At 55.8% G+C, this 15,965-nt stretch carries 9 protein-coding genes and 5 pseudogenes; 3 read left to right on the top strand and 11 right to left on the bottom strand.

The window, feature by feature from the left end:
* Positions 1-39 precede the first annotated feature (39 nt).
* Positions 40-381 carry an efflux RND transporter permease subunit gene (locus tag ATY02_RS36065; RefSeq protein ID WP_265582647.1) on the top strand — a complete coding sequence of 114 codons (342 nt, stop codon included), beginning with the start codon at positions 40-42 and terminating at the stop codon, positions 379-381.
* A 286-nt stretch (positions 382-667) separates the two neighbouring features.
* Here ATY02_RS36065 and ATY02_RS15705 read toward each other — a convergent pair whose 3' ends face one another.
* Together ATY02_RS15705 and ATY02_RS15710 are read right to left on the bottom strand one after the other, a co-directional pair.
* Positions 668-2,101 (bottom strand): TolC family outer membrane protein, encoded by a 1,434-nt coding sequence (locus ATY02_RS15705; RefSeq protein WP_068583080.1) that lies wholly within the window; start codon positions 2,099-2,101, stop codon positions 668-670.
* Positions 2,102-2,209: 108 nt separating this feature from the next.
* Positions 2,210-3,349, bottom strand: a pseudogene (locus ATY02_RS15710) (IS3 family transposase).
* A gap of 429 nt (positions 3,350-3,778) precedes the next feature.
* On the opposite strand from ATY02_RS15710, the pseudogene ATY02_RS15715 reads away from it, so the two are divergent.
* Positions 3,779-4,111: pseudogene (locus tag ATY02_RS15715) on the top strand (DEAD/DEAH box helicase); the annotation flags it as partial.
* A gap of 233 nt (positions 4,112-4,344) precedes the next feature.
* Here ATY02_RS15715 and ATY02_RS15720 read toward each other — a convergent pair.
* The 4 genes from ATY02_RS15720 to ATY02_RS15735 form a co-directional block, all read right to left on the bottom strand.
* Positions 4,345-4,632 carry a LysR family transcriptional regulator gene (locus ATY02_RS15720; protein ID WP_141698261.1) on the bottom strand — a complete coding sequence of 96 codons (288 nt, stop codon included), beginning with the start codon at positions 4,630-4,632 and terminating at the stop codon, positions 4,345-4,347.
* A complete protein-coding gene (locus ATY02_RS15725; RefSeq protein WP_141698260.1) occupies positions 4,625-4,900 on the bottom strand; it encodes an antibiotic biosynthesis monooxygenase in 276 nt (91 codons plus the stop codon). Before ATY02_RS15725 ends, ATY02_RS15720 begins: the two co-directional genes overlap by 8 nt.
* Positions 4,901-6,089: 1,189 nt before the next feature.
* Positions 6,090-6,632, bottom strand: a complete 543-nt coding sequence (locus ATY02_RS15730) for a hypothetical protein (protein ID WP_083235687.1) — start codon at positions 6,630-6,632, stop codon at positions 6,090-6,092.
* 79 nt (positions 6,633-6,711) lie between these two features.
* On the bottom strand, positions 6,712-6,897 hold the full coding sequence (locus ATY02_RS15735) for a hypothetical protein (protein ID WP_164823672.1): 186 nt from the start codon (positions 6,895-6,897) through the stop codon (positions 6,712-6,714).
* 78 nt (positions 6,898-6,975) lie between these two features.
* Between ATY02_RS15735 and ATY02_RS15740 the strand changes: the two are divergent.
* Positions 6,976-7,956 (top strand): annotated as a pseudogene (locus ATY02_RS15740) (IS5-like element IS1384 family transposase).
* A gap of 129 nt (positions 7,957-8,085) precedes the next feature.
* On the opposite strand, the gene ATY02_RS15745 reads toward ATY02_RS15740, so the two are convergent.
* The 5 genes and pseudogenes from ATY02_RS15745 to ATY02_RS15765 all read right to left on the bottom strand — a co-directional run.
* Positions 8,086-8,427 (bottom strand): hypothetical protein, encoded by a 342-nt coding sequence (locus tag ATY02_RS15745; RefSeq protein ID WP_164823673.1) that lies wholly within the window; start codon positions 8,425-8,427, stop codon positions 8,086-8,088.
* 40 nt (positions 8,428-8,467) lie between these two features.
* A pseudogene (locus tag ATY02_RS15750) lies at positions 8,468-10,778 on the bottom strand (MlaD family protein).
* The gene (locus ATY02_RS15755) at positions 10,771-11,391 is read right to left on the bottom strand and encodes a paraquat-inducible protein A (RefSeq protein ID WP_068589616.1); all 621 of its coding nucleotides are present in this window, start codon (positions 11,389-11,391) and stop codon (positions 10,771-10,773) included. Before ATY02_RS15755 ends, ATY02_RS15750 begins: the two are co-directional and overlap by 8 nt.
* A 57-nt stretch (positions 11,392-11,448) precedes the next feature.
* Positions 11,449-12,888 (bottom strand): efflux transporter outer membrane subunit, encoded by a 1,440-nt coding sequence (locus ATY02_RS15760; protein ID WP_068607955.1) that lies wholly within the window; start codon positions 12,886-12,888, stop codon positions 11,449-11,451.
* Positions 12,889-12,893: 5 nt separating this feature from the next.
* Positions 12,894-15,923 (bottom strand): annotated as a pseudogene (locus ATY02_RS15765) (multidrug efflux RND transporter permease subunit); the annotation flags it as partial.
* Positions 15,924-15,965 lie beyond the last annotated feature (42 nt).

A 15,965-nucleotide genomic window follows, 5' to 3' on the forward strand; every position in this document is an offset into this window, starting at 1 on the left:
GGCTTTGTCGCGCAGCTGGGGGTCATCGCCCTAGTGGGCATGATCGTGCGCAACGCGATCATCCTGATCGAGGAGGTCGACATCAACATGCGGCTCGGCCAATCCCCTTCCGAGGCTATAGTGCACGCCTCGATGCACCGGGCCCGGCCGATTTTGTTGACCGCCTGCGCCGCTATCCTCGGCATGATCCCGATCGCCCCGCAGATATTCTGGGGCCCTATGGCTTATGCGGTGATTGGTGGATTGGCCGTGGCGACAATAGTGACCCTGACGGTCCTGCCCTGTGGCATTTCCTTGCTGCTTCAGTGGGAAAACCGACCAAGACATCCACAAGAGCCTTCCTCGGATCAGGCCCATAAAGGCCCAGCAATCGGTACATAAAGATTCCGCTGCTATGCACACTTCTGCATAGTTAAAGGTGGGGCGATAATGAGCATCGCATTGCCTTGATGAGGCAATGCGATGAATATCCCACCTACAGCCGCTCTAAAATATGTCTGAGCATCATTGGGATGTACACTCTTAGATCACTGGAGTTTTATCCGAAAGCGCAAGGGTAGGTATTGGCGACACCTGACCCAAAGCTGCATTTCGGACAAAACCTGCTCCTATCCAGAACTAGTTAGACTCAAGGGTGCAGTATTTCGATAAACTTTTGCAAATCAGCTCATGGGCGACTGCCAAAGTTCTTCTTAGCCTCCACTGCCAAGTCCGGCGGCAGAAAGTCCTTATCCGGATTATAATTAACCTTCAGATACCGCCCCAAGTCACGTAGATCCTGCGGACTCAAAGTGCCTGCCGCTTGTTTCAAACGCAAGTTGTCCAATATGTAGTCGTAGCGGCTATTATTATAATCACGTACAGATGCGTACAACTGGCGCTGAGCATCTAATACGTCAACAATATTACGAGTACCCACCTGATAACCAACTTCGGTTGCCTCCAAAGCACTCTGATTAGACACTATTGACTGTTTGCGCGCCTGAATTTGCTCGACATCAGTATTCACTGCACGATGCAGATTACGAGTACTCTCTACTACCTGACGGCGCAGACTCTCACGCTGCTGTTCGCTCTGGGTCAGCCGCGAGTACGCCTCACGAACCTGCGAACTGGTGAGGCCACCACTGTAGATCGGAATATTCAGTTGTAAGCCAACACTAGTCTGCTCAACATCTCCACCATAACGCACTCCAGTCTGCGAAGGGTTAGTAAAACCAAGACTGTCATTATCACCTTTCTGATACTTAACTACTGCGTCAAGGGTTGGTGCATGGCCAGCCTTTCGCTGTCGCACAGTCTCTTCGGCGGCTGTCACAGCATGGTTGCTAGCTAGCAAGTTGAGGTTCTGGCGTCCTGCAGCTTCGACCCAAGCCTTAGCATCGTTGGGTGTCGGCACCTGCACCGGGAGAGTATGAACAACACCCTGAATTGCAGTGTACTGGCGATTGGTTAGAGTAACTAAGGCTTCAAACGCATCTTGCACCTGACGCTCAGCAACAATTCGGTTGGCTCGGGCCGTGTCGTAACTGGCCTGTGATTGCAAGACATCTGTCTTGTCCGAGAGGCCAACGTCAAAACGCTCATTGGATTGCTCCAATTGATGTTTAAATGCCGACTCTTCAGCCTTGGTTGAAGCAAGATTATCTTGTGCACGTAGCACCGCGAAGTAGGTCTCAGCAGTCTGTCGAATCAAGCTTTGTTCAGTGGCTGAGAGTTGAAGTGCAGCCTGCTCATTGACCGCCTCTGCGGCCTGTAGCTGAAACCAGCGATCAGCACGAAAAATCGGCTGCGCTAAGGTAGCGCTCCAAGAATTACCACTACGATTAGAAGTAACCGAAGGCTCATCAAGCTTAGTACGGGTATTCATCATCTCGGCACCAGCCGAAAGGTTGGGCAGCAGCCCGGCGCGGGCCTGAGGCACGACTTCGCGACGAGCACTGTAGTCGGCGCGAGCAACCGCCAAATCTGCATTGTTATCAACCGCCTCCTCGTAGACGCTGACGAGGTCGTTATTGACTGTTGTGGGTGTGTTAGCAGCGCAGGCCGCACTACTGAATATATAAGAAACAGCCACAATCACTGAGTGTCTGCGCAACATAGAACTACCCTTGGTTATATTAATTTACTGTACTGTCAAGTATCAATAATGAGCCATCATAGCGCACTTGCTTGCATGGATACACCTGACTGAATCGCCCCTGGTTTTCTAGACACTCTCCAAGCTCAGAAAATGGCGTTTCTCATACTCTACTGGCGACAGCTGCATAGCACTGCCGTGTCGGCGTTTAGGGTTATAAAACATCTCGATGTAATCGAAAATATCACTCCGGGCTTCGTCACGTGTCGCGTAGGTCTTTCGTCGAATCCGTTCCCGCTTCAAAAGCTGGGAAAAACTCTCGGCTACGGCATTGTCATGGCAGTTTCCCCGTCGGCTCATGCTGCTGATCACATTGTTGCCTTTCAGAAAGCTTTGCCAATCCGAACTACTAAATTGACTGCCTTGGTCTGAATGTATCATCACTTGCTGCTGTGGCTTGCGGCGCCATAGGGCCATCAGCAATGCGTCAATAGCTAGGTCGCTGCACATCCTGGGCTTCATTGACCAACCAATCACTTGGCGGGAAAACAGATCCAGCACTACCGCCAGGTACAGCCATCCTTCATAGGTGCGAATGTATGTGATGTCTGTCACCCAGACCTTGTTCGGCTCACTCACCTTGAACTGCCGCGCAAGGTTATTCGGCGAGGCTACGGTCGGCTTCCCGCCATAAAATCCTGGGCGCCGCCGATAGCCCGTTTGTGAACGCAACCCCTCTGCCTGCATCAAGCGCCCCACCCGATTTCGCCCGCAGGTTTCTCCCAGCTCACGCAGGTCATCGTGAATTTTGCGATAGCCGTACACACCGCCACTCTCCAGCCAAGCGTGCTTGATCAAGCCAAGTAGCCGTTGGTCTTCTTGGGCTCGGGCAGACTGAGGCTCGGCCAGCCAGGCGTAGTAGCCGCTGGGATGCACCTTGAGGGTTTGGCAAAGGCAACGTACCGGGTAATCCGTCGATAAAGACGTACTTCAGCCGTACTCCTTGGCAAAGTACGCGGCGGCCTTCTTTAAGATGTCTCGCTCTTCCGTCACGCGTTTGAGTTCAGCGCGTAGCTTACACAGCTCAGCCTGCCGATCATCGTCTTGTTGACGCTGTTCTTGGGGCTTGCTGTAGAGCTTGATCCAGGCGTAAAGGCTGTGAACGGACATCCCCAGACGCTGGGCAACATCGGCGACAGGCTTGCCTTTCTCGGTCACTTGCTTGACCGCTTCGATCTTGAATTCTTCGGGATAACGCGGGTTGCTCATGGCACCTCCTGATTGGCCTCATTTTAAGGCATGGAGGTGTCTACGAAATCCGGGGCGATTCACTCCGTTCTCCTGGAAGGCCCTGTGGATGAAGTATCGATTCTGTCAGCAATGGACCGACTAACGTTCCTATCGAAGGAAAAATAATAGTTAGAGGTAACACTCAAAAAAATAAGAAAAGCCACCAGCTTTAGACCCCCTCAATAATCAATCTAAGCATATAAAAAATCATCTAACTGAGCCCTATATTTTCCTTCGAGCATTTTCACAAGGTGTTGTGGATCACGGGAATCAATGACTGCTTTGTATCCACACTCATGTCAATCAAATAGAAGGAACTGTCCTATGCAACTCGTTCAGAGACTCGCCCTGCTGCTGCTTCTCACCTTGGGAGCAGGCCACTTCTCGCTCGCCAATGCCGAACCCGTCATCGATGTGCTGATCACCAACCCGGAGCTGGTCAAGACTGGGCTGGACCTGCTTGACTTTTCAACCATTGTGTTTCTGCAAACGGGATACAACGTCTACAACCTGAAGCAAGCAGCACGACGGTCCTGGCGCATCGGGCAGAAACATCCAGTGCGCGTGATTTTTTTGGGCTATGCCGGCAGCTCGCAAATTACCTGCCTGCAGCTTATGGCCAAGAAGATCGCAGTAGCTCAAAGCACGTCAGGGGATGTGCCGGAATCAGGATTGGACTCTTTAAATCAAGATGGAGACTCGGTTGAAATGGCTCTAGCCAGACAATTCATTGCTGCATAATACAAGCCGCCTTCGGGTGGCTTTTTTAACAATCGACAAACCACTTTAAAATCATAATTTTGACTTTACGCTAAACCTATCACTTAAACTTTTCTCATGCTGCCAAAAACATATAAACCTGAAAACCCAACACTAAAACCCCGCAAAATTCAGCTCAAATAACATTAAATCTTATTGCCAGGTACCAGCACCAAAAGATCACCGAAAAGCAAAACCCTAACCACAAAATAAATCTAATCATATTTTATCATAAACTCTAAAGAAGTTTGAATAAGGTACATTGCTGGCCCAAGCAATGCAGCGATTTCCAACGCCATAACTGTTGGCTCCATATACCTGCAGCGCTGAATAAAAAGCTTATCCCCAAACCTACACCGTAACTCGCGAAGCGTATTACTTACTGCGGGCTGAGTAACACCTAATTGTTTTGCGGCACGCGAAACATTTTTTTCACGATACACCACCATGAATGTAACCAGCGAATTCAAGTCAACTTTCCGCAAAGCTTGCTCATCAAGCATCACTCCCAACCTCTTGTTCAATAAAAAACGTATTGAATCGCATCTCTTTGCAGTGGCTTGAAAACATCTGAATCAAATCAGCTAAATCTTTCTCAAAAAAATAGCTCCTCATGGATTCATTGCTTATCCAATGGCTATTTAACACCCAAACCCCACAATCATCTTTACTACGAGTAAAGCTAAAAGAAGTACAACCTGGTAATGCCCTAAGCCGGACAACTAGCTCGATGACTTCTCTCTTCTTTGCCAAATCGACAACAGAGGACATTAAGATTTTCACAGTACTGACAGCCTTACTCGAAAACATAATTTCACCTCAGGATACTTGGCTCATAGAAACCATGAGCAGCCTCAAAAGCCTTCCTCTGACCAGCAATACTTCATTGATTGGATAGGCGTCTAACTCCCCATCCAGATCAAACCCAATGAGCACATGAAGCCATAAAGATTCCAATGAGTCAACAATGACTCAAAAGAGGTGAAAATAAATCACAGATTGTGAATAATAACCATTTACATATATGGCATTCTTTCCCCCCTCAAGGGCACAAGAATGAAGGTCTTTATCAAATTTCAGGAAGATCCCAAACAGGGATCCAATAGGGTTTCAATCGCAGCAGTTTCGCTGGATACAAGTAGAAGGCAGCACTCGCATCATGTTCAGCGCGCAACCATGAAATACGCCACGGTGCATGACTTATCTAGTCACTGGCCGTCTGAATGCTGGAATTGGCAAGGTGTATTCTCGGAAGGTACAATCGAACAACCACTAGATGCATTCTTGAGGACATGTCTAGCGTGTACAGTGCTTGTTCGAGACGGACTGAAATGTACGGCGCTAACGATGACCTCTCTGTAGGAAACAGAGATACGATTTAGCAACATCCGACGACAGGAAGGCATATCGCAGAAGATGATGAGTCAAACTCTGCGAGCTATGGACGCGGTGGCTTGAGTGAACGCTATATGCACGATGAGCAATCATTAAGCGTGGAGTATGTGTTAAACCCATTGGGGACATACGTTATTGCCATTGGTTATTGCACTAATGGCTTGGGCGGGGGAGCACATACAAGACGATTGAAACACGTAATCATGACTCCACCGTAGTCGTAAAGCGCTCGCACCATCCTGTCAGCACAGAACAGATTTTCTGATGTTTTTCCTGAAACCGCGCAACATAACCCCAGCCCGAGCTACGATTAACAAAGCAGGCTAGTTGAAGCCTATTTGAGTCCACAGTGATGAGCGCTTAAAGATATTCGTCCTCAAGTGTGTCATCAAAGATGGGCTAGGATGGGTACTTCGAGTTCATCAGCGAAGCTAAGATCTTGACACCTAAACCAAAAATCTCTAGCCAATCTAATGCAAGAAAATTTGATTGCCAGCTTAAAATTACATCTTCAATAAGCAAACCCTACAAAAAACAATAGCCTGAAACTAATTAGCCTGCAGTTTCATATCAAGAGTGATATTCCTGTTAAAAACAAGCCGACAACAAGAAAAATTGTAGTCAGCCTCGCATTAACCCTCAAACTAGGTTGATGCTCGACAATTTTCCCGATGGCAAAGTACAGCCGACCAACTATTTGCTGCTCGTCGAGTTCCTTTGACTGAAAGATAGAGTCAATTACAGTTCCGGCAGTCGGAAATGGATCACGCAAAAATGGCGCCACATCAAAAGCACTTTGCTGCAGCGCTCGCGCCGAAAGTAAAGCCGACGTAACAAGTGCACCAAGCGCCATGACAGCACTTATTACCTCTAACAGAGTTATCACTTCAAAATTGGCGGGACTACTAAAGCGAAGTATGGCGCCATATAAAGTTACCACCCCCGCCAAAGTGCCAAGTGACAATGTAAACATCAAGCGAAGATAGACTGTAACTAGTCTTCTTGAAACCGAAACTTGCTCAAGATAGATTTTTACAAGCGTTTCTATCGTCAGACGGCGAGCCTCAAATGCTAATCGACGCTCATCTGTTTGGCTTGCAGACAACATACAAGGCTCCTCGCGAAAAATATTAATACGATTGGCTTCAAGAGGAAAGCAGGCCGCAAGCTAAAATTAACCTATAGGCTTACAAGCGATTCAGAGAGGCTCCAACCAGAGGAATACGCTGCCCGGTCTCCAGCATCTCTACGGCATCGAGTTGCTCTTCAATTTGTAGAAAACGCATAGCAAGCACCGAGGACATTTTTTCAGAAACCTCATCAATATAACGGTTCAAAAGTATTTGCCGTTTTATCTGCAGTGCCTTGTACATCTTGATTATCTTAGGGAAACTCTGAAAAAGACTTTCTGATTTGGCAAAATACCGCGACCCCACCCACCGAGTTTCCCGATGAAGCAGATGACCTTCGCCGACGCCGAGTACGCTGGCAAGCGCAAGCAAACCCGCAAGGAGTTGTTCCTGATCGAGATGGATCGGGTGGTGCCGTGGAAGGGCTTGATTGCTTTGATCGAGCCACATTATCCGAAAGGTGAAGGTGGCCGTCCGGCCTACCCGTTGATGGCGATGCTGCGTGTGCATCTGCTGCAGAACTGGTTCGGCTACAGCGATCCAGCGATGGAGGAAGCGCTGTACGAAACCACGATCCTGCGCCAGTTTGCCGGGCTGAACCTGGAGCGCATCCCCGACGAAACCACCATTCTCAACTTCCGCCGCTTGCTGGAGAAACACGAGCTGGCGGCCGGCATCCTCGCTGTCATCAATGGCTATCTGGGCGACCGCGGCCTGTCGCTGCGCCAGGGCACCATCGTCGATGCAACGCTGATCAATGCGCCCAGTTCGACCAAGAACAAGGACGGCAAGCGCGACCCGGAAATGCACCAGACCAAGAAGGGAAACCAGTATTATTTTGGCATGAAGGCCCACATCGGCGCCGATGACGAATCGGGTCTGGTGCACAGCGTAGTGGGCACGGCGGCCAATGTGGCGGATGTCACCCAGGTGGACAAATTGCTGCATGGCGACGAAAACGTGGTCTGCGCCGATGCAGGCTACACCGGTGTCGAAAAAGCGGCCCGAGCATGAAGGACGTGAAGTTATCTGGCAGGTGGCGGCACGCCGCAGCACCTACAAAACTCGATAAGGCGCAGCGTGCTGTACAAAGCCAAGCGCAAGATTGAAAAGGCCAAGGCTCAGGTGCGCGCCAAGGTCGAGCATCCGTTCCGGGTAATCAAGCGCCAGTTCGGTTACACCAAGGTGCGCTTTCGCGGCTTGGCCAAAAACACGGCGCAACTGGTGACACTGTTCGCTCTGTCGAACCTGTGGATGGCGCGCCGACATTTACTGACGAATGCAGGAGAGGTGCGCCTGTAATGCGGGAAATGGCCACCGGAGTGGGGTCCGGGTGGCGAAAACGTAAGAAATACTCGTCGAATTGATTGTTTTTTGATCATTTGGCGAGTTTAAAAGTTGCGCTAGGTGGTATGCCGGGGAAATACATGGCTACTTCAGACCATCCTTAGAGGCATCCTCATTGGTGACCACTCCGGAGCCGTAGGCTCGCCCATACTCAAACAACAACTGGAACGTCTCTCTATTTAAACCATCCATTTCATTGCGATAGAGGGCATAGATTGGCCAGAAGGTTTCGGCCTGCTGACTATCGAGTCCCATGTTGGCTCCCACCACACGTTTGCGGTTGTAATTAATAGTCTCGATCTGGTTGTTGATTTTCTCCTTGTGCTCGCTCATCACCTGTTCCACTGAGGGTAGTGGTTCCTCGGCATGGGCGGCAAGGCCAAAGCCAGCGGCGAAAAGAGCAGCACACAACAGGCGCCTAGACATGGAGTAATTCCTCTTACATTGAGTTGAAAATAATGCGAGCTCACTGTGCGGGCTCCTTGAGCGAAATCTTCGGCGCCCATTGCAGCCACTGTTCGTCGACCGCATCGAACAAGGCGAAGGTCTGGCCCGGCTTGGCCGGTTCGCCCATTTGCCCGTTGTCTGGCGTGGCGAACGCAATACCGCCGGCGACCATGGCTTCCAGGGACTCGGTGCGTACCGAAACGCCCTTGAACAAACCGGCCTCGATACCGACGCCGCTGGCATTCCAGAAGCGGCTACCGGTACGCACCAGCGGCATGTAGCGCGGCTCGATGAGAATACTGATCAGCACCCGGTCCGCCTGCTGGCCCAGGTTCAGGTCGATGACCTTGCCCACCGGCATCTTGCGATAGGTCACCGGGCTGCCGAGCTTGATCGAGCCCTTGTCCGGAGCGCTCAGGGTCAACCGCAGGCCGTTGCCGCTCCCGAGCAGGTTCGGCGCCTCGGCCAGGGTCTGGAAGCGCATCTGGCGCTCGCCCGGGCGACTGCTGGCCAGGGCCTCGATGTAGGGTCCGCTGACCAGGGTGCCGAGATTTTCCGTGCGCAACAGCCCCAGTGCCGGCCGTACGACCCAGAAGCGCGTGCCGCTGCGGGCGAACTGCTCGCCGTTGGCCCCCAGGCGTGCCTTGAGCAGCACACCGGACAGGTCGGCCTGCAAGTCGATGCCCTCGACCTTGCCGATCACCAGCCCCTTGAAACGAATCGGCGTCCCTTCGCGCAGGCCCTCGGCGTCTTCGACGCTCAGCTGGATCTCCACGCCCCGGGCCATGGCCGCCTCTTCGCTGTCATAGAGAGCGAAGCGGCGATCCTGCCCGAGGACGACGCCTTGGGGTCCAGGGTGTCAAAGGAGATACCGCCATTGATCAAGGTCTGCAGCGACTCGCTCTTGACCTTGAGCCCGGTGAAGTCACCGCTCAGGGTCACGCCGCTGGCGTTCCAGAAGCGCGTGGAGCTGTTCACCAGGCGCGCATACTCGGGCTCGACATGCACGCCGATCAGCACCTGCCGGTTGTCCGCCGACAGTTGGTAGCTCTGCACGCTACCGACGCGGATCTGCCGGTAGAGCACCGGTGCGCCGACCTCCACCGAACCCCGGCGGTCGCTGGTCAGCACCAGGTGCAGGCCCGGCACATTCAGATCCATCGGCGGCGCCTTGGCGCGTGCGCTGAACTCGCGCCGGGGCGCCCTGTTCTTGGCGAAGCGCACGGCAATGTAGTTGCCCTTGACCAGGGCATCTAGGCCGGTGATCCCGGCCAGCGAGATATTCGGCTTCACGGTCCAGAACTCGGTGCCCTCCAGCAACAGGGCTCGACCCGTGGATCCATCGCCAGCTCGGCGGTGGCGCCACTGAAGTCCTGGTTCATGTCGACGGTCTTGACCAGGCCGACCTGCACCCCGTTGTATATCACCGGCGTCTGCCCGGGCTGAATGTCGCTCAGGTCCTTCATCTTCAGCTTCACCCGCAAGCCGACCTGAGCCGCGTCGTAGTCCTCGTACAGGCGGAACGGCTTGGTCGGGTCGGTGGGCGGGCTTTCGCTATAGTTATCTGGAGTGGCGAAAGCAATACCGCCAGCGGCCAGGGTCAGCAACGACTCGCTGCGCACCTTGAAGCCAGACAGACCGCCGGAGATCGAGATGCCGCTAGCGTTCCAAAAACGCGTTTTCTTGCGCACCAGGTCGGCATAGGCCGGCTCGATGTGCACCTTGATCTCGATGGTGCGCTGGTCCTCGCCGAGCTGGAAGCTTTTCACCTGGCCCACCAGGATCTGCTTGTAGAACACCGGGCTGCCCTGCTCCAGGGAACCCAGGCGGTCGGCCTTGAGGGTGATGTGCAGGCCTGGCACCTTCTCGGACATCGATGGAGGCTCCGTCAGGGCGGTATACGCCCTCACCCCTTGGTCACCCTTGTCACCCTTGGCCGGGTCCACGGCGATGTAGACCCCGGACACCAGGGTCTCCAGGCCCGTCACCCCCGCCAGAGACACCCGTGGCTTGACCAACCAGAAATGGGTATCTTCATTTAGGTACTTCTGGGTGTCCTTGCTCAACTCGATGGAGGCGACCACCCCCTTGATGTCCTCGCTGACGCTCAGGTCCACCACCTTGCCGACCGAAATGCCCTTGTACAGCACCTCAGTCTTCTTGGCCTGGATGCCGTCGCCACTCTCGAAGCGCACCTGGATGATCGGGCCAGCCTCGTCGTAGGCGCGCCAGGCCAACCAGGCACCGATCACCAGGGCCAGCAATGGCAGGATCCAGATCGCCGACCAGTTACTGGTCTGGCGTTTTTTCGGGGCAGGCAAGTCACTCATTTTCATTATCCAAGTTAGTGTTGTCCCATATCAGCCGAGGATCGAAAGTCACAGCGGCCAGCATGGTCAGCACCACCACGCTGGCGAAGGCGGCGGCGCCGAGGTTGGCCTCGATGCGCGCCAGGTTGCCGAAGTTCACCAACGCCACCAGGATGGCGATGACGAAGATGTCGAGCATCGACCAGCGCCCTACCCATTCGATGAAGCGGTACATGATGATCCGCTGGCGTGCCGACATCGGTTGGTGGCGCTGCACCGAATAAAGCAGCAGCGCAATGCCCACCAGCTTGAAGGTCGGCACCACGATGCTGGCCACGAACACCACCAGGGCGATGGGGATCATCCCCAGCTGCAGCAGGCTGATCACCCCGCTCATGATGGTGGCCGGCGCGCCCTTGCCGAAAATGCTGACGGTCATGATCGGCAGCAGGTTGGCGGGGATGTACAAAATCATCGCCGTGATCAGTAAGGCCCAAGTGCGCCTGATACTGTTCGGACGGCGCGCATGTAATACCGCACTGCATCGGCTGCAGCGCGCTGATTGCTCCTGGCTGGCCGGGTTGAGTTGATGACATTCACCGCAGACCCAAATACCTGCATCAATTGCCCGCATCGTTACCTTCCTCAAGTGACGCTCGCTGAATTTACCTCGGCAGCATCAACCTCTTATTCAGAGCCGGTCCTGGCGTTGCGCCAGTTGCTGGTCCTGATTGTCCTTCCAGCCACCACCCAGGGAGCGGAACAGGTCTACCAGGGCGATCTGCCGTTGAGTGCTGACTTCGATGAACGCCGTCTCGTTGGCGAAGTTGTTGCGCTGGGCGTCCAGGTAACGCAGATGGCTATCGATACCGCCTTCATAACGAGCCTTGGCCAGCTTCAGCGATTCGTTGCTGGTGTTGGCCAGGGCCCGGCGTGCCTGCTCCTCGCGGCGCAGGGTATCGGTGGCCGCCAGGGCGTCCGCCACTTCGCGGAACGCGGTCTGGATCGTGCCCTCGTAGGCTGCCACCGCCGAGTCCTTGCGCGCCTCGGCCAGGCTCAGCCCGGCGCGGTTGCGCCCGCCATCGAAGATCGGTAGCGACAGGGTCGGAATGAAGCTCCAGGAGCGCGAGCCGCCATCGAACAGGCCGGACATTTGCGCGCTGGACGTGCCGAAGCTGCCGGTCAAGGTGATCCGCGGGAAGAACGCTGCCCGCGCAGCGCCGATATCGGCATTGCGCGCTTGCAGGCGATGTTCGGCGGCGAGGATGTCCGGACGGCGCTCGATCAGCGACGACGGTGAGCCCGCGGCGATGTCTTGCACCAGTAGCGGCTGCTCCGACGGCTTATCGGGAATCGACTTGGCGGCATCGGCGGTGCCCAGCAACAGCACCAGGGCATTGAACGCCTGTTGCTTCTGGCGCAGGGCGGCCTCCTCGTCGGCCCGGGACTGTTCCACCAGGCCCAGGGCTTCCTGGTAGTCCGGCGCGGTGGCGTTACCTACCGCACGGTGCCGGCTGATCAGGGCGAAGGAGTATTCGCGGCTGACCAGTGTCTGCTGGGTCAGGGCCAGGCGGCGCTGGGCGCCGTCATGGGCCAGGTAGGCCTGGGTGACCTCGGCGATCAGTGCAATGCGTGCCGAGCGCCCGGCCTCCTCGGTGGCCAGGTACTGCTGCAATGCGGCATCGCTGAGGCTCTTGACCCGTCCGAACAGGTCGACTTCGTACTCAGGCAGCGACAGGCCGACCTGGTAGGTACTGGCCACGCTGGATTGCCCCTTGCTGGACAGGTCCGCCGGCAGGCGCTGGCGGTTACCCGAAGCCCCGGCGTTCAACCCGGGGATCCGGTCCGCCCGCTGGATGCGGTACTGCGCCCGGGCTTGGTCGATGTCCAGCAAGGTCTGGCGCAACGAACGGTTATTGTCCAGGGCGGTGCCGACCAGGCGGCGCAGCTCGGGATCGACGATGAACGCCTGCCAGTCCAGTTCGCTGGCCTGGCGTCCCTGCTGGGCGGGCGAGTCGCTCCAGCTGTCGGCTACGGGCGCCGTCGGACGCTCGTAGGTCGGAGCCATGGAGCAACCACCCAGGGCCAGGGCGATCAGCAGCGCCGATACGGTAAAAGCTGGGGTACGCATGCTGATCACTCCTGGGCCAGGGCTGGTTGTTCGGTGGCAGGCCGCTTGGTACGCAGCACCGACAGCAACCAGACGAAGCAGATCGGCACGAAAATCACCCCCAGTAAGGTGGCGCTGAGCATCCCGCCGATCACCCCGGTACCGATGGCGCGCTGACTGGCCGCACCGGCGCCGGTGGCGATGGCCAGGGGGACCACGCCGAGGATGAAGGCCATGGACGTCATGATGATCGGGCGAAAGCGCAGGCGAGCGGCCTCGATAGCGGCATCACGCAGGCTATACCCCTTCTCCCACAGTTCCTTGGCGAACTCGACGATGAGGATCGCGTTCTTCGCCGACAGGCCAATGATGGTAATCAGGCCGACCTTGAAGTACACGTCGTTGGGCATGCCCACGACCATTACCGCCAGTACCGCACCCACCGCGCCGATCGGTACGATCAGCATCACCGACAGCGGGATCGACCAGCTCTCGTAGAGGGCCACCAGCAACAGGAACACCACCAGGATCGCCAGGGCGAACAAGCCCGATGCCTGGCCGGCAGAGACCTTCTCCTGGTAGGACAGGCCGGTCCACTCGTAGCCGATGCCCTTGGGCAGTTGCGATGCCAGTTGCTCCAGCTCGGCCATGGCCTGGCCGGTGCTGTAGCCCGGGCCTGCGTCACCGACGATACGGATCGACGGATAGCCGTTGTAGCGCACCAGTTGCACCGGCCCCTCTTCCCACTTGCTGGTCACGAAGGCACTGAGGGGGACCTGATTACCTTTGTTGTTGGGCACGTACAGTTTGAGCACGCTTTCCGGGGTCATCCGCGCGCCCTGCTCGGCCTGGATCACCACCCGTTGCTGGCGACCAGCGTTGGTGAAGTCATTGACCACGTTGGAACCGAAGGCCGAGGACAGGGTGGAGCTAATGCTCTCGAAGTTGACGCCTTGGGCCCGGGCTTTTTCGCGGTCGATCACCAGGCGTAATTGCGGCGCCTCGGCCAGGCCTTCCATCATCCCGTAGAGGAATTTCGGATTGCCGTTGACCTGGCTCAGCAGCGTGTCCCGTGCTTGCAGCAGGGCCTCGCGCCCCAAGCCGCCACGGTCCATCAAGCGCAGGGCGAAACCACCGGAATTGCCCAAGCCATTGATCGGTGGTGGCGAGACCGCCATGACGGTACCGTCGTCGGAGATGGCGAAATGCTCGTTCAGTGCCGCTACTTCAGCCATAGCCGATTGATGCGCATCGCGTTCGGACCAATCCCTAAATGTCGGGAAAGCCAACGCCGCATTATCACCTTGACCAGAAAAAGCTGAAGCCCGAAATCACGAATGCCGAGGAGACGGCCTCGCGGGACTTGAGATAGGTTTCCAGCTGTTCACCGGTGGCGTTTGTGCGCGCACGGCTGGCGCCGGGTGGCAGTTGCACATCAACCAACATGTAACCCAGATCTTCAGTGGGCACAAAAGCTTCCGGTAATCGAAGGTAACTGTAGCCGAGCAGAGCGACAATACCGCCGTAGATCAGCATAAAACGCCCAGCACGTTTGACCAACGCACCGTTGAGCACCGAGTAGCGCTCGGTCACGCGGGTAAAACCACGGTTGAAGGCACCGAAGAAACCACGTTTTTCGTGATGCCCTTCGGGGACCGGCTTGAGCAGCGTGGCGCACAGCGCCGGGGTGAAGGTCAGGGCCAGGAAGCCGGAGAACAGGATCGAGATCGCCAGGGATACCGAGAACTGCTGGTAGATGACGCCCACCGAGCCGCTCATGAAGGCGAGCGGCATGAACACCGCGGACAGTACCAGGGTGATACCGACGATGGCGCCGGATACCTGTTTCATCGCCTTGATCGTCGCGTCGGTCGGGGACAGCCCTCCTCGGCCATGATCCGCTCGACGTTCTCCACCACCACGATGGCGTCGTCCACCAGGATGCCGATGGCCAGCACCATGCCGAACATGGTCATCATGTTCACCGAGAAGCCCAGCAGGTACATCACGGCCAGGGTACCGAGCAGGCACACGGGCACTACGATGGATGGAATCAGGGTATAGCGCACGTTCTGCAGGAACAGGAACATCACCAGGAACACCAGGACCATGGCTTCGATCAGGGTGTGGATCACCTTCTCGATGGCCACGTCGACGAAACGCGAGGTGTCGTAGGGTACGGAGTACTGCACATCACTAGGGAAAAACTGCGACAGTTCGGCCAGGCGCTCCTTGACCAGCGTCGCGGTCTGGATGGCGTTGGCGCCCGGCGATAACTGAATCGCTCCACCGACTGCCGGAGTACCATCCAGACGTGAGGAAATGTTGTAATTTTCCTGGCCTAACTCCAGACGTGCGACGTCGGCAAGCTTGACCATGGAGCCGTCCTGATTGGCCCGCAGGACAATCTCACCAAACTCCTGCGGATTGTCCAGAACCCCCTTGACCGCCAAGGTTGCAGTCAATTCCTGGGCACTGTTGCCCGGTGTGCTGCCGAAGGCGCCGGCCGGAACCTGCACGTTCTGTCCACGGATGGCGCTGCTCACGTCTTCGATGGACAGACCATAGCCCACCAGCTTCTGCGGATCGATCCAGACCCGCATCGCCGCTTCAGAAGAGAAGAACTGCAACTTGCCAACGCCGGGCAAGCGGCGCAGTTCATTGTTGATGTTACGCGCGGCGTAATCACCGAGAGCAATGGTATCGCCGCGCTCGGCACCTTCCTTGTAATTCAGGGCGTAGATCAACAGGAAGCCGGCGCTGGTCTGCTCGACCTGCAAGCCCTGGGTGAGTACGGCCTGGGGCATGCGCGCCTCGGCTTTCTTCAGGCGGTTCTGCACATCAACCTGGGCCAGGTCAGGATCGGTACCAGGTTCAAATGTAACGACGATCTCAGCGGTACCGTTGGAGTTGTTGGTCGATTCGAAATAGAGCAAACCCTTAGTGCCGTTGAGTGACTCCTCAAGAATGCTGGTCACCGACTCAACCAGTACCTTTGCCGAAGCACCCGGATACGTAGCTGTAACTGTGATCTGCGGTGGTGCAACGTTAGGGAACTCTGAAAAAGACTTTCTGATTTGGCAAAATACCGCGACCCC

The organism is Pseudomonas sp. BIOMIG1BAC, assembly GCF_001705995.2.
Classification (GTDB): Bacteria; Pseudomonadota; Gammaproteobacteria; order Pseudomonadales; family Pseudomonadaceae; genus Aquipseudomonas; species Aquipseudomonas sessilinigenes.

What these genes read in the sequence shown, in the direction of transcription:
- ATY02_RS15705 (WP_068583080.1), bottom strand. Translation starts at nt 2,101, where the DNA reads ATGTTGCGCAGACACTCAGTGATTGTGGCTGTTTCTTATATATTCAGT.
- ATY02_RS36065 (WP_265582647.1), top strand. Translation starts at nt 40, where the DNA reads ATGATCGTGCGCAACGCGATCATCCTGATCGAGGAGGTCGACATCAAC.
- ATY02_RS15745 (WP_164823673.1), bottom strand. Translation starts at nt 8,427, where the DNA reads ATGTCTAGGCGCCTGTTGTGTGCTGCTCTTTTCGCCGCTGGCTTTGGC.
- ATY02_RS15725 (WP_141698260.1), bottom strand. Translation starts at nt 4,900, where the DNA reads ATGTCCTCTGTTGTCGATTTGGCAAAGAAGAGAGAAGTCATCGAGCTA.
- ATY02_RS15735 (WP_164823672.1), bottom strand. Translation starts at nt 6,897, where the DNA reads ATGTACAAGGCACTGCAGATAAAACGGCAAATACTTTTGAACCGTTAT.
- ATY02_RS15755 (WP_068589616.1), bottom strand. Translation starts at nt 11,391, where the DNA reads ATGCGGGCAATTGATGCAGGTATTTGGGTCTGCGGTGAATGTCATCAA.
- ATY02_RS15730 (WP_083235687.1), bottom strand. Translation starts at nt 6,632, where the DNA reads ATGTTGTCTGCAAGCCAAACAGATGAGCGTCGATTAGCATTTGAGGCT.
- ATY02_RS15760 (WP_068607955.1), bottom strand. Translation starts at nt 12,888, where the DNA reads ATGCGTACCCCAGCTTTTACCGTATCGGCGCTGCTGATCGCCCTGGCC.
- ATY02_RS15720 (WP_141698261.1), bottom strand. Translation starts at nt 4,632, where the DNA reads ATGCTTGATGAGCAAGCTTTGCGGAAAGTTGACTTGAATTCGCTGGTT.